Source organism: Staphylococcus sp. GDY8P85P (genome assembly GCF_017892405.1).
Lineage (GTDB): Bacteria > Bacillota > Bacilli > Staphylococcales > Staphylococcaceae > Staphylococcus > Staphylococcus borealis.
In genome coordinates, this window is the sequence record NZ_JAESLA010000031.1 from 1 (window position 1) to 22,772 (window position 22,772).

24 protein-coding genes and 1 other annotated feature are annotated in these 22,772 nt (G+C 34.6%); of the genes, 22 read left to right on the forward strand and 2 right to left on the reverse strand.

Annotated elements, in window-relative coordinates; all coding sequences use genetic code 11:
- Positions 1-104: 104 nt before the first annotated feature.
- A complete protein-coding gene (locus KA828_RS07470) occupies positions 105-461 on the forward strand; it encodes a DoxX family protein (protein WP_210125950.1) in 357 nt (118 codons plus the stop codon).
- 340 nt (positions 462-801) lie between these two features.
- Here KA828_RS07470 and pdxR read toward each other — a convergent pair whose 3' ends face one another.
- Positions 802-2,163 carry a MocR-like pyridoxine biosynthesis transcription factor PdxR gene (gene pdxR / locus KA828_RS07475; RefSeq protein WP_210125951.1) on the reverse strand — a complete coding sequence of 454 codons (1,362 nt, stop codon included), beginning with the start codon at positions 2,161-2,163 and terminating at the stop codon, positions 802-804.
- 100 nt (positions 2,164-2,263) lie between these two features.
- Here pdxR and pdxS point away from each other — a divergent pair, with 100 nt between their 5' ends.
- The gene (gene pdxS / locus KA828_RS07480; RefSeq protein ID WP_070854640.1) at positions 2,264-3,151 is read left to right on the forward strand and encodes a pyridoxal 5'-phosphate synthase lyase subunit PdxS; all 888 of its coding nucleotides are present in this window, start codon (positions 2,264-2,266) and stop codon (positions 3,149-3,151) included.
- 3 nt (positions 3,152-3,154) lie between these two features.
- The gene (gene pdxT, locus KA828_RS07485) at positions 3,155-3,709 is read left to right on the forward strand and encodes a pyridoxal 5'-phosphate synthase glutaminase subunit PdxT (RefSeq protein ID WP_156305016.1); all 555 of its coding nucleotides are present in this window, start codon (positions 3,155-3,157) and stop codon (positions 3,707-3,709) included.
- A gap of 101 nt (positions 3,710-3,810) precedes the next feature.
- On the opposite strand, the gene KA828_RS07490 is transcribed toward pdxT, so the two are convergent.
- Positions 3,811-5,025 (reverse strand): NupC/NupG family nucleoside CNT transporter, encoded by a 1,215-nt coding sequence (locus tag KA828_RS07490; RefSeq protein WP_053030996.1) that lies wholly within the window; start codon positions 5,023-5,025, stop codon positions 3,811-3,813.
- A gap of 154 nt (positions 5,026-5,179) precedes the next feature.
- Between KA828_RS07490 and KA828_RS07495 the strand changes: the two genes are divergently transcribed.
- From KA828_RS07495 to rplJ, 19 genes are all read left to right on the forward strand, one after another.
- Entirely contained in the window at positions 5,180-5,641 is a 462-nt protein-coding gene (locus KA828_RS07495; protein ID WP_053030998.1) for a CtsR family transcriptional regulator, read from the forward strand.
- Between the two features lie 22 nt (positions 5,642-5,663).
- On the forward strand, positions 5,664-6,227 hold the full coding sequence (locus tag KA828_RS07500) for a UvrB/UvrC motif-containing protein (protein ID WP_053031000.1): 564 nt from the start codon (positions 5,664-5,666) through the stop codon (positions 6,225-6,227).
- Positions 6,220-7,227: a protein arginine kinase gene (locus tag KA828_RS07505; RefSeq protein WP_053031002.1), complete on the forward strand. Its 1,008-nt coding sequence runs from the start codon at positions 6,220-6,222 to the stop codon at positions 7,225-7,227. The genes KA828_RS07500 and KA828_RS07505 overlap by 8 nt, the downstream gene beginning before the upstream one ends.
- A 15-nt stretch (positions 7,228-7,242) precedes the next feature.
- Positions 7,243-9,723: an ATP-dependent Clp protease ATP-binding subunit gene (locus tag KA828_RS07510; protein ID WP_210125952.1), complete on the forward strand. Its 2,481-nt coding sequence runs from the start codon at positions 7,243-7,245 to the stop codon at positions 9,721-9,723.
- 351 nt (positions 9,724-10,074) lie between these two features.
- Positions 10,075-11,439: a DNA repair protein RadA gene (gene radA, locus KA828_RS07515; RefSeq protein WP_210125953.1), complete on the forward strand. Its 1,365-nt coding sequence runs from the start codon at positions 10,075-10,077 to the stop codon at positions 11,437-11,439.
- A 74-nt stretch (positions 11,440-11,513) separates the two neighbouring features.
- On the forward strand, positions 11,514-12,536 hold the full coding sequence (locus tag KA828_RS07520; RefSeq protein WP_481906426.1) for a PIN/TRAM domain-containing protein: 1,023 nt from the start codon (positions 11,514-11,516) through the stop codon (positions 12,534-12,536).
- A 414-nt stretch (positions 12,537-12,950) separates the two neighbouring features.
- Entirely contained in the window at positions 12,951-14,405 is a 1,455-nt protein-coding gene (gene gltX, locus KA828_RS07525; protein ID WP_107630139.1) for a glutamate--tRNA ligase, read from the forward strand.
- A 441-nt stretch (positions 14,406-14,846) separates the two neighbouring features.
- A complete protein-coding gene (cysE, locus tag KA828_RS07530; protein ID WP_070854635.1) occupies positions 14,847-15,488 on the forward strand; it encodes a serine O-acetyltransferase in 642 nt (213 codons plus the stop codon).
- Entirely contained in the window at positions 15,472-16,872 is a 1,401-nt protein-coding gene (gene cysS / locus KA828_RS07535; protein ID WP_053031010.1) for a cysteine--tRNA ligase, read from the forward strand. Before cysE ends, cysS begins: the two co-directional genes overlap by 17 nt.
- 1 nt (position 16,873) lies before the next feature.
- A complete protein-coding gene (locus tag KA828_RS07540; RefSeq protein ID WP_107630137.1) occupies positions 16,874-17,260 on the forward strand; it encodes a Mini-ribonuclease 3 in 387 nt (128 codons plus the stop codon).
- An 8-nt stretch (positions 17,261-17,268) separates the two neighbouring features.
- Positions 17,269-18,018, forward strand: coding sequence for a 23S rRNA (guanosine(2251)-2'-O)-methyltransferase RlmB (gene rlmB / locus KA828_RS07545; RefSeq protein WP_210125955.1), 750 nt, complete (start codon positions 17,269-17,271; stop codon positions 18,016-18,018).
- Positions 18,015-18,542 (forward strand): NYN domain-containing protein, encoded by a 528-nt coding sequence (locus KA828_RS07550; RefSeq protein WP_053031016.1) that lies wholly within the window; start codon positions 18,015-18,017, stop codon positions 18,540-18,542. Before rlmB ends, KA828_RS07550 begins: the two co-directional genes overlap by 4 nt.
- A gap of 70 nt (positions 18,543-18,612) precedes the next feature.
- On the forward strand, positions 18,613-19,200 hold the full coding sequence (locus KA828_RS07555; RefSeq protein WP_210125956.1) for a sigma-70 family RNA polymerase sigma factor: 588 nt from the start codon (positions 18,613-18,615) through the stop codon (positions 19,198-19,200).
- A gap of 98 nt (positions 19,201-19,298) precedes the next feature.
- Positions 19,299-19,442 (forward strand): 50S ribosomal protein L33, encoded by a 144-nt coding sequence (rpmG, locus tag KA828_RS07560; RefSeq protein ID WP_080365550.1) that lies wholly within the window; start codon positions 19,299-19,301, stop codon positions 19,440-19,442.
- Positions 19,443-19,503: 61 nt separating this feature from the next.
- Entirely contained in the window at positions 19,504-19,704 is a 201-nt protein-coding gene (gene secE / locus KA828_RS07565) for a preprotein translocase subunit SecE (protein WP_011276726.1), read from the forward strand.
- 17 nt (positions 19,705-19,721) lie between these two features.
- Positions 19,722-20,270 (forward strand): transcription termination/antitermination protein NusG, encoded by a 549-nt coding sequence (gene nusG / locus KA828_RS07570; protein WP_053031020.1) that lies wholly within the window; start codon positions 19,722-19,724, stop codon positions 20,268-20,270.
- Between the two features lie 187 nt (positions 20,271-20,457).
- Positions 20,458-20,880, forward strand: a complete 423-nt coding sequence (gene rplK, locus KA828_RS07575; protein ID WP_001832298.1) for a 50S ribosomal protein L11 — start codon at positions 20,458-20,460, stop codon at positions 20,878-20,880.
- Between the two features lie 224 nt (positions 20,881-21,104).
- Entirely contained in the window at positions 21,105-21,800 is a 696-nt protein-coding gene (rplA, locus tag KA828_RS07580; protein ID WP_011276724.1) for a 50S ribosomal protein L1, read from the forward strand.
- Between the two features lie 276 nt (positions 21,801-22,076).
- Positions 22,077-22,229 (forward strand) — a sequence feature (ribosomal protein L10 leader region).
- A 38-nt stretch (positions 22,230-22,267) separates the two neighbouring features.
- Positions 22,268-22,768: a 50S ribosomal protein L10 gene (gene rplJ, locus KA828_RS07585; protein ID WP_210125957.1), complete on the forward strand. Its 501-nt coding sequence runs from the start codon at positions 22,268-22,270 to the stop codon at positions 22,766-22,768.
- The last annotated feature ends 4 nt before the right edge of the window (positions 22,769-22,772 follow it).

Sequence of the window (22,772 nt, forward strand, 5' to 3'; positions counted from 1 at the left end):
AACCGAAGGTTTAATGATATAAAGGTTGAAATAATAATTAACATCATGTAGTATATGTAATATATTAAGTATAATAAATATATCTATAAGGAGAACGGCTTACAATGAGAATTGCTTTATTATTAATAAGACTTATGTTAGGTATTACATTTACAATACATGGATCTCAAAAAGTATTTGGTGGATTTAAAGAACCGATGGCAATGATGTCTGATTTAGGTTTCCCTGCATTCTTAGGCATTATATTAGGGTTATTTGAGTTTATCGGAGGCATATTAATGATCATAGGTTTATTTGCAAACTATGTTGCTGCTGGTTTCATTATAATTATGCTTGGCGCTTTATTTACAGTTCATTTAGCACATGGTTATATGGCTTCAGAACTTGTAATTATACTATTGGTAATGAGTATATCTGTAATGATTTCTTATAATTGGAAGAAATCACTGGAACTTTATTAAAAAAGTGTATTTGCGAATAATTAGCAAATACGTTCATTGAAATTCTACAAGTAAAGTAAAGTCAGTCTGGGACAAAAATAATATAATAATGCTATTTAGCAAATTCGCAGTAGCTGACTGAACTGAGAAGGCGCTTAACTCAAGCTTTTCTCAGTTCTAGTCACCCTTGCGGAGGTGGGCGGGGCCCCAACACAAAAAAATCACGAAAGTGATTTTACAAGCAAAGCAAGTTGGGGTCGGGGCCCCAACACAAAAAATCACGAAAGTGATTTTACAAGCTAAGCAAGTTGGGGTTACGACGAATTCAAAAGAATTCTGTTTCTCTCCCACTTTTTAATGATTATAAAGTTAATGCTTTGATTAAAATATCAGTATGCTCTTTAAGCTGATGATTGGGAATACCACCGAAACCAATAATAAACTTTGGGAGTGGTTCAATTTGATCATCATAGTTGTAGATATTTAATTTTAATTTTAGTTCTTCCGCATTGTGCAGGCATTGAGACATGGTAAGTCCATTATTTACTGTTAGTGTGAAATGCATTCCTGTTAATGCGCCTTCAATATTTAGTTGTTCCTTATAGGGTTCCAATCGTTGCAATATATAATTTAGTTTCTCTCTATAAATTTTTCTCATTTTATTTAAATGACGTTCAAAACTTCCAGATGACATAAAATTCGTAATGATTTGTTGGATATGAACAGGGACGGTATTACTCTCTTTATAAGGCATAGATAAATAAGATTGTAATAATGTTTGAGGCAAAACGATATAAGCAATACGACAACTCGGATAAAGTGATTTTGAAAATGTACTAATATAGATTACTTTGTCTTTTTTATCTAAACTTTGTAAAGCAGGAATTGGTTTACCGTAATATCTGAATTCTGAATCATAATCGTCTTCAATAATATATCTACTATGTTTCTGATGAGCCCATTTAATGAGTTGGGTACGTTTTTTTAAGTTCATGACATAGCCAGTTGGGAATTGATGAGATGGTGTGATATATACAATATCATTATTAGAATTAAGTACGTCAGTCATGTTTATTCCATCTTTCTCAACAGTTGCTTGAATATAATCGTGATTGTTTTTATCCAAAACATGTTTAATTGGAGGATAACTTGGTTTTTCTATTATGAATGACGATGTTTTAAGAATATCAGTAATCATGTTAAGTAATTGCTCAGTAGAAGACCCAATGATAATTTGATTTGGATGACATGACACACCTCTACTATTAAATAGATAATGTGCGATTTGTTGTCGTAAATTTAATTCACCTTGTATGTCTCCTTTTTCTAAAAGCGCTAATTCATTATCTTCAAATGCTTCCTTTGCAAATTTTCTAAAAAGATTTAGAGGGAAATATTCGGCATCTATCTCTGCTAAATTAAATGCATACTTATATTGGTTAGTGTCAATTGGATTCGCTTCTGTTTCAATAGATGGGCTATTAACATTAATGACAGGGAGAGACTGTATGTCAGATACATAATAGCCGGAGCGAGGTTTAGAGTAGATAAAACCTTCATCTAAAAGTAGTTGATAGGCATGCTCAATAGTTGTATGGCTAAGTGATAAATGTTCACTTAATTGGCGCTTTGAAGGAAATTTATCTTGTGTTTGATATTGACCTTCGATAATTTGATTTTTCAGCTGCTCATATAATGCTATATATAATTTTTGCTTTTTCATTTTTAAACTGACCCCTAGTTTTATAAATAAATTGTACCTTTTTAAATATCAGTTTATAACTTAAAATGAATTTAATCAAATGTGAAAAGGGGTTAATATTATGTCTAAAATCGTAGGATCAGATCGAGTTAAACGAGGAATGGCTGAAATGCAAAAAGGCGGCGTTATTATGGACGTTGTTAATGCAGAACAAGCTAAAATTGCTGAAGAAGCTGGCGCAGTTGCCGTTATGGCTTTGGAACGTGTACCATCTGACATCAGAGCAGCTGGTGGGGTAGCACGTAGCGCTAATCCTAAAATTGTTGAAGAAGTAATGAATGCTGTATCAATTCCAGTTATGGCAAAAGCACGTATCGGTCACATTACTGAAGCACGTGTATTAGAAGCTATGGGTGTAGATTATATTGATGAATCTGAAGTATTAACACCTGCAGACGAAGAATACCACTTAAGAAAAGATCAATTCACTGTTCCGTTTGTGTGTGGTTGCCGTAACTTAGGAGAAGCTGCACGTCGTATTGGTGAAGGTGCTGCGATGTTACGTACTAAAGGTGAACCGGGTACTGGTAATATTGTTGAAGCTGTTAGACATATGAGAAAAGTTAATTCAGAAGTTAGTCGTTTAGTTGTTATGAATGACGATGAAATTATGACTTATGCTAAAGAATTAGGTGCACCATATGATGTGTTAAAACAAATTAAAGATCACGGACGCTTACCTGTTGTTAATTTTGCAGCTGGTGGTGTTGCTACACCTCAAGATGCTGCTTTAATGATGGAATTAGGCGCTGATGGTGTATTTGTTGGTTCAGGTATTTTTAAATCAGAAGACCCTGAGAAATTTGCTAAAGCAATTGTTCAAGCTACGACGCATTACCAAGATTATGAACTTATCGGTAAATTAGCTTCAGAATTAGGCACAGCAATGAAAGGTTTAGATATTAATCAAATTTCATTAGAAGAACGTATGCAAGAGCGTGGTTGGTAATTTATGAAGATTGGTGTATTAGCATTGCAAGGTGCCGTACGTGAACACATTCGTCATATTGAACTTAGTGGTCATGAAGGTATTGCAGTTAAAAAGGTTGAACAATTAGAAGAAATAGATGGATTAATTCTTCCAGGTGGAGAATCTACTACACTAAGAAGATTAATGGATCTATATGGATTTAAAGAAAAGTTACAACAGTCTGATTTACCAATGTTTGGTACATGTGCAGGCCTTATCGTACTTGCGAAAGATGTCGAAGGTGAAACTGGCTATTTGAAAAAGTTGAATATCACTGTTGAACGTAATTCATTTGGCAGACAAGTGGATAGTTTTGAAGCAGAGTTAGATATTAAAGGTATAGCTGAAGACATTGAAGGTGTATTTATTAGAGCACCTCATATTGCTAGTGTTGAAGAGGGCGTAGAAATATTAAGCACTGTGGGCGAAAAGATTGTAGCAGTCAAACAAGGGAAATATTTAGGCGTATCATTCCATCCTGAATTAACGGATGATTATAGAGTGACACAATACTTTATCGATCATATGGTCAAATAAAAGAATAGTAGGTAATGGAGAGACGCATTTGAGTGTTTCCATCTATGAAAATACCCTAGAACTTCTAGTTGTCAGAAGTTCTAGGGTATTTAATTTCAATATTAGATAAAGAATCCAGCGATTGCTGCTGAAATAAATGATACCAATGTTGCACCTAATAATAATTTAAGTCCAAAACGTGCTACGACGTCACCTTTTTCAGAGTTAAGTGATTTGATAGCACCTGAAATGATACCAATTGAACTGAAGTTAGCAAATGATACTAAGAATACTGATGTAACACCTTTAGCATGTTCAGAAATATCTTTTAAGTTTCCTAATGATTGCATTGCAACGAATTCATTAGATAATAATTTAGTTGCCATAATTGAACCAGATTTAACAGCATCTTCCCACGGTACACCAGCTAAAAATGCTAATGGTGCGAAGACAAATCCAATTAACGTTTGGAAATCCCATGTAATTGCGCCACCAGAAACAAAGCTGAAGATACCACTAACGATACCATTTAATAATGCGATGATGGCAATATAACCTATTAACATCGCACCAACGATTACTGCCACTTTGAACCCGTCTAAAATGTATTCTCCCAACATTTCAAAGAATGATTGTTTTTTAGTTTCGCTTTCGTCTACTAATAGTTTATCGTCTTCTTCATTAACTTTATAAGGATTGATGATAGAAGCAATAATGAAACCACCGAATAAGTTTAATACTACTGCTGTAACAACGTATTTAGGTTCAATCAATGTGAAGTAAGCACCGATAATTGACGCTGATACTGTCGACATTGCTGAAGCGGTCAATGTGTACAAACGTTGTTTAGGTATGTAAGGTAATTGTTGTTTTAATGAAATAAACACTTCCGATTGACCTAAGATTGCAGCAGCTACTGCGTTATAAGATTCTAAACGTCCCATACCATTAATTTTAGAGATTAAGAATCCTAAAACATTAATAATCCATGGTAAGATTCGAGTGTATTGCAAGATACCAATTAATGCTGAAATAAATACAATTGGTAGTAATACGCTAAAGAAGAATGGTGGGTTTTTTGGATCGACAAATTTGAATCCGCCAAACACGAAGTTAACCCCTTCTGCAGCTTTTTGTAATAAGTAGTTAAATCCTTCCGAAATCCCCCCAATAACTGTAATACCTGCTGTCGTTTTTAATAAAATAAACGCAAATACAAGTTGGATGACTAATAAAAGACCAACATATTGCCAGCGAATATTTTTTCTGTCAGAGCTAAACAAAAATGCAAGTGCCAAAAAGAAAATTATCCCAATAATCCCAATAAGAATATGCATAATTCTACTCCTTTAAATTTTTCTTAATTAATATAATACATTAAATTCTTGCATGTAACATCATTATTTTAGAAAATTAAAAAACAAATTGGTTGAAAAAGGTCAAAGATGCTCATATAATATAGTCAAAGAAGGTCAAAAGAGGTGGTAAATCATGCACAACATGTCTGACATCATAGAACAGTACATTAAAAAGTTATTTGAAGAAAGTAATGAAGACGTGGTAGAAATTCAACGAGCTAACATTGCTCAACGTTTCGACTGTGTACCTTCTCAACTAAATTATGTTATTAAAACTAGATTCACAAATGAACATGGTTATGAAATAGAAAGTAAACGTGGTGGCGGAGGTTATATCCGAATCACTAAAATTGAAAATAAAGATGCAACGGGGTATATTAATCACCTATTGCAAATCATTGGGCCATCTATTTCTCAACAACAAGCGTATTATATTATAGATGGTTTGCTAGATAAGGGACTCATCAGTGAAAGAGAAGCAAGAATGATTCAAGTAATCGTAGATCGCGAAACATTAAAAATGGACGTGGTTGCTCGAGATATCATTAGAGCCAACATATTAAAACGCGTATTACCAATCATTAATTATTATTAGTAGAAAAGCGAGGTGTCTATGTGTGCTTTGTGAAAACTGTCATTTAAATGAAGCAGAGGTTAAACTCACAGTAAAAAGTAAAGAAGGCACTTCTGAGAAATGGGTATGTTCTATTTGTGCGCAGGGTGAAAATCCTTGGCAACAAAATGAAAATACATCGCCACATTCTCAGTTTCAAGATGATATTGAAGAAGCTTTCGTCGTCAAACAAATATTGCAACATTTAGCAACTAAGCATGGAATTAATTTTCATGAAGTGGCTTTTCAAGAAGAAAAGCGATGTCCAACATGCAACATGACTTTAAAAGATATTGCACATGTAGGGAAATTTGGTTGTGCAAATTGTTATGCTACATTTAAAGATGACATTGTAGATATAGTAAGACGTGTGCAAGGTGGGCAATTTGAGCACGTAGGTAAAACGCCTCGTTCTTCTCATAAGAAACTTGCCATCAAAAAACAAATCGAAGAAAAAACGAAGTATCTCAATGTATTAATTGATGAACAAAACTTTGAAGAAGCTGCTATCGTTAGAGACGAAATAAAAGCATTGAAAGACGAGAGCGGGGTGGAACGTAATGAGTGATATGAATACGCATATCAGTGAATGGATGAAGCAAACGGAAGAATCTCCAATTGTGATGTCTTCCAGAATCCGATTAGCTAGAAACTTAGAAAATCATGTCCATCCACTCATGTTTCCCTCAGAACAAGATGGCTTTAGAGTGATAAATGAAGTACAAGATGTATTACCTAATTTGTCTCTCATGCGATTAGATACAATGGATCAACAAAACAAGATGAAACTTGTTGCTAAACATTTAATTAGTCCTGAACTTATTAAACAACCGGCATCAGCAGTGTTATTAAATGAAGACGAATCAATCAGTATTATGATTAATGAAGAAGACCATATACGCATACAAGCAATGGGAAATGATTTGTCATTACACGATTTATATAACAAAGCGAGTGATATTGATGATACGTTAGATCAATCGCTAGACATTAGTTATGATGAACATTTAGGGTATTTAACAACATGCCCAACTAATATTGGTACAGGTATGAGAGCAAGTGTAATGCTACATTTGCCAGGGTTATCCATCATGAAACGTATGAATCGTATTGCACAGACCATTAATCGTTTTGGTTTTACGATTCGAGGTATATATGGAGAAGGCTCGCAAGTTTATGGCCATATCTATCAAATTTCAAATCAATTAACACTTGGTAAAACTGAAGAAGAAATTATAGATAACTTAACTGAAGTTGTTCAACAAATTATAAATGAAGAAATGCAAATTCGTGAACGCTTAACGCATTATAATGAATTGGAAACGTTAGACCGTGTTTATCGGTCGTTGGGCATCTTACAGAACAGTCGAATTATTTCAATGGAAGAAGCTTCCTATCGTTTAAGTGAAGTGAAATTAGGTATCGATTTAGGGTATTTAACATTGAAAGACTTTAAATTTAATGAATTGATGGTAAGTATTCAATCAGCATTTATTTATAACGATGAAGATGAAACAATCTCTGTAAATGAGAAGAGAGCAGATATATTAAGAGAATATACACAATAGGAGGTACAGAAATATATGCTATTTGGTAGATTAACTGAACGTGCACAACGTGTCTTAGCACATGCGCAAGAAGAAGCTATACGTTTAAATCATTCTAATATAGGTACAGAACACTTACTACTTGGCTTAATGAAAGAGCCAGAAGGTATAGCCGCTAAAGTATTAGAAAGTTTCAATATTACCGAAGATAAAGTGATTGAAGAGGTTGAGAAATTAATCGGCCATGGACAAGATCAAACAGGAACATTGCATTATACACCTAGAGCCAAGAAGGTAATTGAACTTTCAATGGACGAAGCTAGAAAGTTACATCATAACTTTGTAGGTACAGAACATATTTTACTAGGTTTAATTCGTGAAAACGAGGGCGTAGCTGCGCGCGTGTTTGCTAATCTAGATTTAAATATTACAAAAGCGCGTGCTCAAGTGGTTAAAGCATTAGGAAGTCCTGAAATGAGCAATAAAAACGCTACAGCAAATAAATCAAATAATACACCTACATTAGATGGATTAGCACGTGATTTAACTGTGATTGCCAAAGATGGAACACTAGATCCTGTTGTGGGTAGAGATAAAGAAATTACGCGTGTGATTGAAGTATTGAGTCGTCGTACTAAAAATAACCCAGTACTAATTGGGGAACCGGGTGTAGGTAAAACTGCAATTGCAGAAGGTCTTGCACAGGCGATTGTTAATAATGAAGTGCCTGAAACATTAAAAGATAAACGTGTCATGTCACTTGATATGGGAACAGTTGTAGCAGGTACTAAATATCGTGGTGAATTTGAAGAACGTTTGAAAAAAGTAATGGAAGAAATCCATCAAGCTGGTAACGTTATTCTATTTATTGATGAATTGCACACATTAGTTGGTGCTGGAGGTGCAGAAGGCGCAATTGATGCATCAAATATATTAAAACCAGCATTAGCTCGTGGTGAATTACAATGTATTGGTGCTACAACATTAGATGAATACCGTAAAAACATCGAGAAAGATGCAGCGTTAGAACGTCGTTTCCAACCCATTCAAGTTGATGAACCTTCTGTTGAAGATACAATCGCAATTTTAAAAGGATTACGAGATCGTTATGAAGCCCATCATCGTATTAATATTTCTGATGAAGCACTTGAAGCGGCTGCTAAATTAAGTGATCGCTATATATCTGATCGTTTCTTGCCTGACAAAGCAATTGATTTAATTGACGAAGCAAGTTCAAAAGTAAGATTGAAAAGTCATACAACACCTAACAACTTGAAAGAAATTGAGCAAGAAATTGAAAAAGTGAAAAATGAAAAAGACGCTGCAGTTCACGCTCAAGAATTCGAAAATGCGGCTAATTTACGTGATAAACAAACGAGACTTGAAAAACAATATGAAGATGCTAAAAATGAATGGCAAACAACGCAAGGTGATAAATCTACATCACTATCTAAAGAAGATATTGGTGAAGTGATTGCAGGCTGGACAGGCATACCACTTACAAAAATCAATGAAACAGAGTCAGACCGATTATTGAATCTTGAACAAACATTACATGATAGAGTGATTGGTCAAAATGACGCTGTAACATCTATAAGTAAAGCAGTACGTCGCGCACGTGCAGGATTGAAAGACCCTAAACGTCCAATCGGTAGCTTTATCTTCTTAGGACCAACTGGTGTAGGTAAGACGGAACTAGCTAGAGCGTTAGCAGAATCAATGTTTGGCGAAGAAGATGCAATGATTCGTGTTGATATGAGTGAGTTTATGGAAAAACATGCAGTCAGCCGTTTAGTTGGAGCGCCTCCTGGCTATGTAGGTCATGATGAAGGTGGCCAATTAACTGAAAAAGTTAGACGTAAACCTTATTCAGTTATTTTATTTGATGAAATTGAAAAGGCACATCCAGATGTGTTTAATATCTTATTACAAGTGTTAGATGATGGTCATCTAACGGATACTAAAGGACGTCAAGTTGATTTCCGTAATACTGTGATTATTATGACATCAAATGTTGGTGCACAAGAATTACAAGATCAACGCTTTGCAGGTTTCGGTGGTGGCTCTGACGGTCATGACTATGAAACGATTCGCAAGACAATGATGAAAGAATTGAAAAATTCATTCCGTCCAGAATTCTTAAACCGTGTAGACGACATTATCGTATTCCATAAACTTACTAAAGATGAATTAAAAGAAATTGTTACAATGATGGTTAATAAATTAACACAACGTCTTTCTGAACAAGATATTAATATTGTAGTAACCGACAAAGCGAAAGAGAAAATTGCGGAAGAAGGTTATGATCCAGAGTATGGTGCACGTCCATTAATCAGAGCTATTCAAAAAACAGTTGAAGATAACTTAAGTGAATTAATTTTAGATGGCAACCAAATCGAAGGTAAAGAAGTCGTGATTGATCATGATGGCGATGAATTCAAATATAATATCAACGAAAAAAATAATAATGTTTCAGATTCAGACGAAGATAGTGACGTAACTGAAACAGAAGCATAATTTAATAAAATGAACGTTAGGCCTAGCTGTTTTTAGGATAAAAATAGTATAGGGTTATAACGCAAAGTACGTGTTAACTAATGAAGGTGAGATAATGTTTATATAGTGCGTTCCTTAGCACTCGTCATTTATCTAGGAGTGGGACATGAATTCGTAATGGATTCTGTTCCACTCCTATTACTTTTTGAAATATAATGTAATGATTTCAACTGAAATAAAATGATTATCTATATACGTCATTTCGAACAATGAATAGCAACATATTTATATAAAATACTTAAGTTTACATTTGTCATTGTACAACGTTACATATAAAATAGATTTGTTCAAAGAAAAATCGGAGGTGCAATTTTGGCCAAAAAGAAAGTGATTTTTGAGTGTATGGCTTGTGGCTATCAATCTCCAAAATGGATGGGAAAATGTCCTAATTGTGGTTCATGGAATCAAATGGAGGAAATTGTTGAAAAAGCTTCAAATCCCAAACACGGCGTTAAGACAACAACATCTAGCGCAAAGGTCCAGAAATTAAATGATATTAAGAATGAAGTGACGCCAAGAGTTCAGACAGAATCAAAAGAATTTAACCGCGTTTTAGGTGGTGGTATTGTCAGTGGTTCTTTAGTGTTAATAGGTGGAGATCCTGGTATTGGGAAATCAACACTATTACTACAAATTTGTGCATCACTATCACAAAAATTAAATGTACTGTATATTACGGGTGAAGAATCACTTAATCAAACTAAATTACGAGCTGATCGTCTAGATGAAGATTCTAGTAATTTAAACGTGCTGGCAGAAACAGATTTAGAAGCGATATATCAAACGGTTCAACAAGCACAGCCAGATATTTTAGTGGTCGATTCGATCCAAACCATATATCATCCAGAGATTAGTTCGGCACCTGGCTCTGTATCTCAAGTTCGAGAAAGCACGCAGAGTTTGATGAATATTGCCAAACAAATGAATATCGCCACATTTATCGTTGGTCATGTAACCAAAGAAGGTCAAATTGCAGGACCACGTTTATTAGAACATATGGTTGATACTGTATTGTACTTTGAAGGAGATGAGCATCATGCTTATCGTATCTTGAGAGCAGTTAAGAACCGTTTTGGTTCTACTAATGAAATGGGCATTTTTGAAATGAAAAAAAGCGGATTGAAAGGGGTACACAATCCATCAGAAATGTTCTTGGAAGAGCGGTCTACTAATGTACCTGGATCAACAATTGTAGCAACGATGGAAGGTACGCGACCATTGCTAATAGAAGTTCAAGCGTTAGTGACACCTACCACATTTAATAACCCTAGACGTATGGCTACAGGAATTGATCATAATCGTTTGAGTTTATTAATGGCAGTATTAGAGAAAAAGGAAAATTATTTATTACAACAACAGGATGCTTATATTAAAGTGGCAGGTGGTGTTCGACTAACAGAACCAGCAGTTGATTTAAGCGTTATTGTAGCGACAGCTTCAAGTTTCAAAGATAAGGCAGTGGATGGACTGGATTGTTATATTGGAGAAGTAGGTTTGACTGGTGAAGTGAGACGTGTTTCTCGAATTGAGCAACGTGTTCAAGAAGCGGCTAAATTAGGGTTTGAACGAGTGGTTATTCCACAAACCAATATTGGTGGATGGCAATTCCCTGAAGGTATTAAAGTAGTAGGCGTCTCTACTGTACATGAGGCACTTAAATATGCTTTTAAAGCGTAACATAAGCTGAAAAAGAGGTGAGACTTTTGAAAGTATTAAAAGGCATTGTAATCATTATATATATTATCTTAGGTATGGCACTTGGTATTTTGCTAATACCTGAAATACTTAAAGATTTTAATATTAATGGTTATCCATTTTTAAATAATTATTATATTGACGGCTTAATAGGTATCGTAGTATTTTTCTTGATTTTTGGCTTCTTTATTAATAAAGTAACAAGAACTTTCAAAGCCGTTGAACATTGGATTATGCAACGTAGCGCAGTTGAAATTTTATTTGCAACACTCGGACTTATCATTGGCCTATTTATTTCAGTAATGGCCTCGTTTATTCTAGAAATGATTGGAAATACGATACTGAATCATCTTATACCACTTATTATTACTTTATTGCTATGTTATTTAGGCTTCCAATTTGGGTTGAAGAAGCGTGACGAAATGCTCATGTTCTTGCCGGAAAACATGGCGCGTTCTATGTCTAAAAGTAATATTAGTGCCGTACCTAAACTATTAGATACAAGCGCAATTATCGATGGTCGTATCTTAGATGTCATTCGATGTGGTTTTATCGATGGCGAAATACTTATTCCGCAAGGTGTCATTAATGAACTTCAAGTCGTTGCTGATGCGAATGATAGCGTGAAGCGTGAAAAAGGGCAACGTGGATTAGATATATTAAATGAATTATATGATTTAGATTATCCGACACGTGTGATACATCCACAAAAGTCTCACAGTGATATCGATGAATTATTAGTGAAATTAGCACAGAAATATCATGCGCATGTGATTACTACCGATTTTAATTTAAATAAAGTATGTCACGTTCAAGGAATTAAAGCGTTGAATGTGAATGACTTGTCTGAAGCAATTAAACCAAATGTACATCAAGGCGATCGCATTAATATTCTATTGACTAAAATGGGTAAAGAACCTGGTCAAGGTGTTGGCTATTTAGATGACGGTGCAATGGTAGTGGTTGATAATGCGAAACCACTTGTTGGTAAGCATGTAGACTTAGAGGTTATCAGTTTATTGCAAACATCGTCAGGTCGTATTATTTTCGCTAAAAAAGTTGACGATTCGGAATCATAATTCATAGAATAGGTTTGATGATGATATTAAAATATGTGTAAAAGACTAGGTTTCATGTGAAACGCTAAATGGTGAGCGTACGCTTTTCAAATAGCAAAGCATGAAACCTATTTATGTAATGTGAGTGAATGTGCAACTAAGTGTGGTAAGTGGAAACATGTGACTTATCAAAGTATTGATTTAATGCTACAATAATGAAGAAATGCGAACTTTTATCTAAGATGAATGTAAATTGGAAAGTTATTCGGAAACACGTCTAAAATGATAGTTTGGAATAACTTTTTTCTAATGGTTTGAAGATGTTTCTGAATGGTGTATGACTGCTCGGTTAAATTACAGAGCGCGCCACCTATATTAGATAAAGCGTATGAATTCGATGGTAAAACAGAATTAATAATTATAGGAGTGAATACGATGAGTGAACGCATTAGAGTGAGATATGCGCCAAGTCCAACTGGATATTTACACATTGGTAATGCAAGAACTGCATTATTTAACTATTTATTTGCTAAACATTACGATGGTGATTTCGTAGTGCGTATTGAAGATACAGATAGTAAACGTAATCTTGAAGATGGTGAGTCATCTCAATTTGATAACTTGAAATGGTTAGGTTTAGATTGGGATGAATCTATCGATAAAGATAAAGGTTATGGTCCTTATCGTCAATCTGAACGCGGTGACATCTATAATCCACTTATCCAGCAATTATTGGATGAAGATAAAGCTTATAAATGTTATATGACTGAAGAAGAACTTGAAAAAGAACGTGAAGAACAAATTGCACGTGGTGAAATGCCTCGTTATGGTGGCCAACACGCACATTTAACTGAAGAGGAACGTCAACAATTTGAAGCTGAAGGACGTCGCCCATCAATTAGATTCCGTGTGCCTCAAGATCAAACGTATACGTTTAATGACATGGTGAAAGGTGAAATTTCATTCGATTCAAATAACATAGGAGATTGGGTTATCGTTAAAAAAGACGGCATACCTACGTATAATTTTGCTGTAGCCATCGATGATCACTATATGGAAATTTCTGATGTTATTCGTGGGGATGACCATGTTTCTAACACACCTAAACAACTTATGATTTATGAAGCGTTTGGTTGGGAACCACCACGTTTTGGTCATATGTCATTAATTGTTAATGAAGAACGCAAAAAACTAAGTAAACGTGATGGTCAAATTTTACAATTTATCGAGCAATATCGTGACTTAGGTTACTTACCAGAAGCATTATTTAACTTTATTACTTTATTAGGTTGGTCTCCAGAAGGCGAAGAAGAAATCTTTTCTAAAGAAGAATTTATTAAGATCTTTGATGAGAAACGTCTTTCTAAATCACCAGCAATGTTCGATAGACAAAAATTAGCTTGGGTTAATAACCAATATATGAAAACGAAAGATACAGATACTGTATTTGAACTTGCATTACCACATCTTATCAAAGCTAATTTAATCCCAGAATCTCCAAGTGAAGCTGATAGAGAATGGGGTCGCAAATTAGTTGCACTTTACCAAAAAGAAATGAGTTATGCAGGCGAAATTGTACCGTTATCTGAAATGTTCTTCCATGAAATGCCTGAATTAGGTAAAGAAGAACAAGAGGTTATTAATGGGGAACAAGTACCAGAATTAATGTCACATCTATATGGTAAATTAGAGGCTTTAGAACCATTTGAAGCGGGTGACATCAAAAAGACAATTAAAGAAGTACAAAAAGAAACAGGTATTAAAGGTAAACAATTATTCATGCCAATTCGTGTTGCCGTAACAGGTCAAATGCATGGTCCTGAATTACCAAATACAATTGAAGTACTAGGTAAAGACAAAGTATTATCACGATTAAAAAAATACGTGTAAATGGTGTAAAGCATATACGTGAACAAGATGAACATTTCATTTAGCTAACACTTGAAATTTTACATTAAAGAAAATATGATAAAGTTAAACATGGCAAAGTCATGTTAATATTGATGTTACAAGCGCAAAGGATTAGTAAATATTAGACTATGATTTCAGAGAGTGTACGGTCGCTGCGAGTACACCATAGACGATATTGAATGCACCTTTGTTTGATCAACTAAATAAAGTAAATGAGTATGATAAAGTTAACTTTATCACCTATAGGTAGGGTGAAGGACTAGCTTAATTTTATCTAGAATACAGAGTGGAACCGTGCAGTAGCGCCTCTAGCATCTTAGTGTTAGGGCGCTATTTTGTTTATCTATTATGTATGTTAGTAGTGTGTATATTGATTTTGATAAATTTTTAACTTTTTAAAAAACTGAGGGGGCGACAGTCTTGATAAAAAGAATTAGAGACGATGTGAAAATGGTGTTTGAACAAGACCCAGCAGCGCGTACAACATTTGAGGTGATTACAACTTATGCTGGATTACATGCAGTATGGAGTCATCTAATTGCGCATAAACTTTATAATAAAAAACGTTATGTACTTGCGAGAATCATATCTCAAGTATCACGTTTCTTTACAGGGATTGAAATACATCCAGGTGCTAAAATTGGCAAACGCTTATTCATAGACCACGGTATGGGCGTTGTCATTGGTGAAACTTGTACAATTGGTGATAATGTAACTATTTATCAAGGTGTCACACTAGGTGGTACAGGTAAAGAAAAAGGGAAACGTCATCCTGATATAGGCGATAACGTATTAATCGCAGCTGGGTCAAAAGTGCTAGGTAATATTCAAATTGATTCAAATGTAAATATTGGTGCGAATTCAGTAGTATTACAATCCGTTCCAAGTTATACGACTGTCGTCGGTATTCCAGGACATATTGTTAAACAAGAAGGTAAACGTATTGGTAAAACATTTGATCATCGTAATTTACCTGACCCATTATTTGAACAAATTAAGCAACTAGAAAAGCAACTAGAAAAAGCTAAGAACGGAGAGATTAAAGATGATTACATTATATAATACTTTGACACGTCAAAAAGAGACATTTGAACCGATTGAACCAGGTAAGGTGAAAATGTATGTTTGCGGTCCGACGGTATACAATTACATTCATATTGGTAATGCGCGTCCAGCTATTAATTATGATGTGGTGCGTAGATATTTCGAATATAAAGGGTATGAAGTGATTTATGTTTCAAATTTCACTGATGTAGACGATAAATTAATTAACCGTTCGAAAGAATTGAATGAGAGTGTGCCAGATATTGCAGATAAATATATTAAAGCATTTTATGAAGATGTTGGCGCATTAAATGTTAAGAAAGCTACTTCAAATCCTCGTGTAATGAATCATATGGACGAGATTATTGATTTTATTAAAGATTTAGTTGACGACGGTTATGCCTACGAGAGTGATGGCGATGTATACTTTAGAACGCGTCAATTTGAGGGGTACGGTAAATTAAGTCATCAGTCATTAGATGATTTAAAAGTAGGCGCAAGAATTGAAGCTGGAGAACAAAAAGAAGATGCGCTAGATTTCACATTATGGAAAAAAGCAAAACCTGGTGAAATTAGTTGGGAAAGTCCTTTTGGTGAGGGACGTCCAGGTTGGCATATTGAATGTTCTGTAATGGCGTTTCACGAATTAGGTAAAACAATTGATATTCATGCCGGTGGTTCTGATTTACAATTCCCACATCATGAAAATGAGATTGCGCAATCAGAAGCACATAATCACGCGCCATTCGCAAATTACTGGATGCATAACGGCTTTATAAATATTGATAACGAAAAAATGAGTAAATCATTAGGTAACTTTATTTTAGTACATGACATCATTAAAGAAGTAGATCCTGATGTATTGCGATTCTTTATGATTAGCGTACATTATAGAAGTCCTATTAATTATAATTTAGAACTGGTTAATGCAGCTAAGAGTGGTTTAGAGCGTATCCGAAATAGTTATCAATTGATAGAAGAACGTGAAACGATTGCGACAGATATTGTTGATCAATCTAATTATATTGATCAAATCGATGCTATTTTAGAACAGTTTGAGACTGTTATGGATGATGATTTCAATACTGCCAACGCAGTTACTGCTTGGTATGATTTGTCTAAACTTGCGAATAAATACGTTTTAGAAAACAATACATCTACGCAAGTCATTTCAAGATTTAAAGAAGTTTATCAAATATTCAGTGATGTGCTCGGTGTGCCACTTAAAGGTAATGAATCAGATATGTTACTTGATGAAGATATTGAAAAACTCATCGAAGAACGTAATGAAGCGCGTAAAAATAAAGACTTTGCACGTGCAGATGAAATTAGAGATATGCTTAAAGAACAAAATATTATACTAGAAGATACGCCACAAGGTGTACGCTTTAAACGTGGATAGTATGGATATTAAATTATTAAATCCATTAACATTAGCCTACATGGGTGACGCAGTATTGGACCAGCACGTGCGTGAATATATTGTTCTTAAATTACAAAGTAAGCCCAATCGATTACATCAAGTTTCGAAAAGTTATGTGTCTGCTAAAAGTCAGGCACAAACTTTAGAAACATTGTTTGAAATGAATTGGTTCACTGATGAAGAACAAGACATTGTTAAAAGAGGTCGCAATGCTAAAAGTCACACTAAGGCTAAAAATACAGATATTCAAACTTACCGTAAAAGTTCTGGGTTAGAAGCAGTCATTGGATTTTTATATTTAGATCATCAAGAAGAAAGATTGAAAAATTTACTTGATATGATTGTACAAACAGTCAATGAAAGGTAGTGAAGACAGTGGAAGATATCGTTATTGTCGGTAGACATGCTGTTAAAGAAGCGATTGTTTCTGGCCATACAATTAATAAAATTTGGATTCAAGAAGGTATTAGAAAGCAACAAATTAATGATATTTTACAAAATGCAAAAGCACAAAAATTAATTGTGCAAACTGTGCCGAAATCCAAATTAGATAATTTAGCAAATGCACCTCATCAAGGTGTCGCTGCACTGATTGCCCCATATGAATATGCGGATTTCGATCAATTTATACAATCGCAAAAAGATAAAGAAGGTTTATCAACGGTTGTAATTTTAGATGGCTTAGAAGACCCACATAACTTAGGTTCAATATTAAGAACGGCAGATGCTAGTGGTGTTGATGGTGTTATTATTCCTAAAAGACGTTCAGTTGCGCTGACACAAACTGTAGCTAAAGCATCCACTGGTGCGATCCAACACGTTCCGGTTATGCGTGTTACAAATTTAGCTAAAACCATTGATGAATTAAAGGAACATGGCTATTGGGTGGCTGGTGCTGAAGCGGATAATGCCACGGACTATAGAGATATGGCGGCGGATGTGCCATTAGCTATCGTTATAGGTAGTGAAGGTCAAGGTATGAGTAGATTAGTTAAAGATAAATGTGATTTTTACATCAAGATACCAATGGTTGGACATGTGAATAGCCTTAATGCATCTGTAGCTGCGAGTCTAATGATGTATGAGGTCTATCGTAAACGTCATCAAATTGAGGACAACGCATGAAAGATAGATATTTAATTATTGATGGCTACAATATGATTGGACAGTCACCGGAACTCGGTAAGATTGCAAAGCATAATTTGCAAGAAGCACGCGAACAATTATTAGATGCCATTGCTAACTATAATGCTGTTGTCGCTGATGAAGTTGTATGTGTGTTTGATGCATATGAACAATCAGGTATAGAAAGAGAATACATTTATCATGGTGTAAAAACAGTATTTACTAAAGAAAAAGAAACGGCAGATAGCTATATCGAACGTTATGTTTATAACCTATATAATAAACACACAACACATATTACCGTTGTAACGAGTGATATGAGTGAGCAACATGCCATATTTGGTGCTGGCGCATATCGAGTATCTTCGAGAGAAATGTGGCGTGATTTAAGAGAGAATGAAATCACGGTCAGTAAGTCTTTGGATAATTTCACAGAAAGTAAACCAAGAACTCGAATTTCATTATCAAATGATGTATTAGCAGAATTTGAAAAAATAAGACGCGGGAATCATAACAAAGATTGAAATTGCCCACTTGTCTTTTGAAAATAACATCGTATAAACTTTCTCTAACTTAATTTGAAAGGGAAGGTTTATGGCGCATCAATTCAAACAACTAGAGGAGACATTTAAAGCGTTTCAAAATAGTCATTGTAGTCTCGAACGAGAAAGATTATTTATAGAAATAGTAAATCATATACAACCGGAGCTTATTCTAAAGTTTAAAAGTTCTAGAGTGCAGAATGAAGAAATAGAAGATTTAGTACAAGAATCACTAATCAGAATTTACTTAGCACTCCATACATTTGATTTTAGTACGAATGTTCCTTTCGAACACTATTTAAACTGTATTGTACGTTCAATACGAAAGGATTTTTGGAGAAGAAAGTATACCGAAATGAATAAACGAGATAGTATGATTAATGATTATGTCATCGAATATAGATTGAACCAATCTATCAAACGTATTGAAGAAGTATGTATGTTACATGAGCAACGTAAAATGTTAACGCGTAGTTTAACAGCACTAAGTCAGTTTGAACGTTGTGTAGCACAATTACTAATGTCTGATTATACGCCTAATGAAATTGCGAAACATTTAGGTATTAAAGATAAAGTGGTTTACAATAGTATTCAACGTTGTAAAATAAAAATGAAGTGTTATTTATTGAAGCATCATTAGTAAGTTGTAATAGCATTTATATAGCGGTGCTAGTTTGACATTTAATGTTTTATTTATGTATAGTATACTGGTATTAAAATGAGCAAAGGTGAACTGAATTGAAAAAAGTACCTTTAATTTGTGAAGTTTGTGGTACAAGAAACTATAATGTACCGAAAAAAGAAACTTCTGCAACGAGATTAGAATTAAAAAAATATTGTTCGAGATGTAATGCGCATACGATTCACAAAGAGTCTAAATAATAGTGAAACTATTACTATTAGAGGTAGCGGTTAACTAACTGTGAGTATGGAGGTAATTTTGATGGCTAAAGATAAGGGCACAAACAAAGAAAAAGATAGTTTCTTCCAAGGCGTTAAAAGTGAAATGGAAAAAACAAGTTGGCCAACAAAAGAAGAACTTTTTAAATATACTGTGATTGTAGTTTCTACAGTAATCTTCTTTATGGTCTTTTTCTGGGTGTTAGATATAGGTATTGGTAATTTAATTGAATTATTTAGATAAGAATAAGGAGTGACAACATGTCTGAAGAGGTTGGCGCAAAGCGTTGGTATGCTGTGCATACGTATTCTGGATATGAAAACAAGGTTAAGAAGAATTTAGAAAAAAGAGTAGAATCAATGAATATGACAGAACAGATTTTTAGAGTTGTCATACCTGAAGAGGAAGAAACACAAGTTAAAGATGGGAAAGCTAAAAAACTACTTAAAAAAACATTCCCTGGTTATGTACTTGTAGAATTAGTAATGACTGATGAATCTTGGTATGTAGTACGTAATACACCAGGTGTTACAGGATTCGTTGGTTCAGCTGGTGCAGGTTCTAAACCAAATCCATTACTTCCAGAAGAAATGAGATTTATCTTGAAACAAATGGGACTGAAAGAAAAAACAATTGATGTTGAATTAGATGTCGGTGAACAAGTTCGTATTAAATCTGGACCATTTGCTAATCAAGTAGGAGAAGTTCAAGAGATTGAACCTGATAAGTTCAAATTAACAGTATTGGTTGATATGTTCGGAAGAGAAACACCAGTTGAAGTTGAATTTGATCAAATCGAAAAATTATAATCAAGTAATTATGGAAAAGCATTGAACAACTAAAAAGATGAAATTTTACTATTGCTTTTTAAGTTGGTTCAGTGTTAAAATAATGTGGTCGCGTTTTTATAGCGCTCATTTCGTCACGAAATGTTTATGAGTGGGAGGGCAAAACTGAGCCCTGTGACCACATCACGATATCAAGGAGGTGCACATCGTGGCTAAAAAAGTAGAAAAAGTAGTTAAATTACAAATTCCTGCAGGTAAAGCGAACCCAGCACCACCAGTTGGTCCAGCATTAGGTCAAGCAGGTGTGAACATCATGGGATTCTGTAAAGAATTCAACGCACGTACGCAAGAACAAGCAGGTTTAATCATTCCGGTAGAAATCAGTGTTTATGAAGATCGTTCATTTACATTCATTACTAAAACTCCACCGGCTCCAGTACTACTTAAAAAAGCAGCTGGCGTAGAAAAAGGTTCTGGTGAACCTAACAAAACTAAAGTTGCTACAGTAACTAAAGATCAAGTACGTGAAATTGCTCAAACTAAAATGCAAGACTTAAACGCTGCAGACGAAGAAGCAGCTATGCGTATTATCGAAGGTACTGCTCGTAGTATGGGTATCACTGTACAATAATTAAAGAATAATAAGTTAGTTTAATTTTGAAATAAACTGATAGACGATAGCAGGTAACAGAAATGACAACGACAATATTGTCTATGATTGGTCTGGATGACTAGTAATTTCTTATGAGATTGCTCAAACATTAGACATTCATCTGTTATCTGCTCTTAACTTGTGTTAGACACAAGTAAGCGTGGGAGGAAATTCCGCTAAAACCACTAAAGGAGGAACAATAAATGGCTAAAAAAGGTAAAAAGTATCAAGAAGCAGCTAATAAAGTTGATCGTACTAAACACTATAGTGTTGAAGAAGCAATCAGCTTAGCTAAAGAAACAAGCATTGCTAACTTTGACGCATCAGTTGAAGTTGCTTTCCGTTTAGGAATTGATACACGTAAAAATGACCAACAAATCCGTGGTGCAGTAGTGTTACCAAACGGAACGGGTAAATCACAACGTGTATTAGTATTTGCTAAAGGTGACAAAATCACTGAAGCAGAAGAAGCAGGCGCAGATTACGTAGGTGAATCTGAATATGTACAAAAAATCCAACAAGGTTGGTTCGACTTTGACGTAGTAGTAGCTACTCCAGACATGATGGGCGAAGTTGGTAAATTAGGTCGTGTATTAGGACCTAAAGGTTTAATGCCAAACCCTAAAACTGGTACAGTAACTATGGACGTTAAAAAAGCTGTTGAAGAAATCAAAGCTGGTAAAGTTGAATACCGTGCTGAAAAAGCTGGTATTGTACATGCTTCAATCGGTAAAGTTTCATTTAGCGATGAAAAATTAGTTGAAAACTTCAAAACGTTACAAGATGTTTTAGCTAAAGCTAAACCATCATCAGCTAAAGGTACTTACTTCAAATCTGTTGCTGTAACTACAACAATGGGTCCTGGAGTTAAAATTGATACTTCATCATTCAAATTATAATTAAGTGTAAACTTATTGAAAATAGAACCTGTGACTTTTTGAAAGTCGCAGGTTATTTTTATGTATAGATATAAATTGAGTTCTGTAAAAGTGTCGCATGAAGATGACACGTAAAACATCTGTATTCACAGGCTATTAAAAGTCGTCTATAAACATTAGTGGTCGTATGTGGATGGAACATAACGCTTAATTTCTACAATTCCTATAACTTTTGCTCGTTTGATTACAAAAAAATTGAAAAAGTTATTGACATATTACAACAATGAGGTTATATTATTTATTGTGATTATTTTACCTAAGACAGTAGGAGTTAACCATTAACTTAAAACATCATCCTGCCGAGGCTAAAATTGACTTGAACGTGTGATCATATAAATGATCTTTCAAGCGCTTTTTGCCGTGGGTAGAAAGTGCTTTTTTTATTGAGAAATTTAAAAAGCACCAAAAATAAAAATGGAGGTGTCTGAATGTCTGCTATTATCGAAGCTAAAAAACAACAAGTTGATGTTATTGCTGAACAACTTAAAAATTCAGTTTCAACTGTTATCGTCGACTACCGTGGCTTAACTGTTGCAGAAGTAACTGAATTACGTTCACAATTACGTGAAGCTGGTGTTGAATATAAAGTTTATAAAAACACTATGGTTCGTCGTGCAGCTAAACAAGCAGGTATCGAAGGCTTAGATGAATTCTTAACAGGTCCTACAGCTGTTGCAACTTCAACTGAAGATGTAGTAGCACCAGCGAAAGTTATCGCAGGATTTGCTAAAGAACATGAAGCTTTAGAAATCAAAACAGGCGTTATGGAAGGTAACCTTATTTCAGCAGAAGAAGTTAAAACTGTTGGTTCATTACCTTCACACGATGGTCTTGTTTCTATGCTTTTATCAGTATTACAAGCTCCAGTACGCAACTTCGCTTATGCGGTTAAAGCTGTTGGAGAACAAAAAGAAGAAAGCGCTGAATAATTGC

Excerpts from the sequence above, each read along its gene's own strand:
- pdxT (WP_156305016.1), top strand. The coding sequence starts at position 3,155 with ATGAAGATTGGTGTATTAGCATTGCAAGGTGCCGTACGTGAACACATT.
- gltX (WP_107630139.1), top strand. The coding sequence starts at position 12,951 with ATGAGTGAACGCATTAGAGTGAGATATGCGCCAAGTCCAACTGGATAT.
- KA828_RS07520 (WP_481906426.1), top strand. The coding sequence starts at position 11,514 with ATGGCACTTGGTATTTTGCTAATACCTGAAATACTTAAAGATTTTAAT.
- KA828_RS07490 (WP_053030996.1), bottom strand. The coding sequence starts at position 5,025 with ATGCATATTCTTATTGGGATTATTGGGATAATTTTCTTTTTGGCACTT.
- nusG (WP_053031020.1), top strand. The coding sequence starts at position 19,722 with ATGTCTGAAGAGGTTGGCGCAAAGCGTTGGTATGCTGTGCATACGTAT.
- secE (WP_011276726.1), top strand. The coding sequence starts at position 19,504 with ATGGCTAAAGATAAGGGCACAAACAAAGAAAAAGATAGTTTCTTCCAA.
- KA828_RS07540 (WP_107630137.1), top strand. The coding sequence starts at position 16,874 with ATGGATATTAAATTATTAAATCCATTAACATTAGCCTACATGGGTGAC.
- KA828_RS07505 (WP_053031002.1), top strand. The coding sequence starts at position 6,220 with ATGAGTGATATGAATACGCATATCAGTGAATGGATGAAGCAAACGGAA.
- KA828_RS07470 (WP_210125950.1), top strand. The coding sequence starts at position 105 with ATGAGAATTGCTTTATTATTAATAAGACTTATGTTAGGTATTACATTT.
- cysS (WP_053031010.1), top strand. The coding sequence starts at position 15,472 with ATGATTACATTATATAATACTTTGACACGTCAAAAAGAGACATTTGAA.
- KA828_RS07510 (WP_210125952.1), top strand. The coding sequence starts at position 7,243 with ATGCTATTTGGTAGATTAACTGAACGTGCACAACGTGTCTTAGCACAT.
- KA828_RS07555 (WP_210125956.1), top strand. The coding sequence starts at position 18,613 with ATGGCGCATCAATTCAAACAACTAGAGGAGACATTTAAAGCGTTTCAA.
- rplJ (WP_210125957.1), top strand. The coding sequence starts at position 22,268 with ATGTCTGCTATTATCGAAGCTAAAAAACAACAAGTTGATGTTATTGCT.
- KA828_RS07495 (WP_053030998.1), top strand. The coding sequence starts at position 5,180 with ATGCACAACATGTCTGACATCATAGAACAGTACATTAAAAAGTTATTT.
- pdxR (WP_210125951.1), bottom strand. The coding sequence starts at position 2,163 with ATGAAAAAGCAAAAATTATATATAGCATTATATGAGCAGCTGAAAAAT.
- KA828_RS07550 (WP_053031016.1), top strand. The coding sequence starts at position 18,015 with ATGAAAGATAGATATTTAATTATTGATGGCTACAATATGATTGGACAG.
- pdxS (WP_070854640.1), top strand. The coding sequence starts at position 2,264 with ATGTCTAAAATCGTAGGATCAGATCGAGTTAAACGAGGAATGGCTGAA.
- rplA (WP_011276724.1), top strand. The coding sequence starts at position 21,105 with ATGGCTAAAAAAGGTAAAAAGTATCAAGAAGCAGCTAATAAAGTTGAT.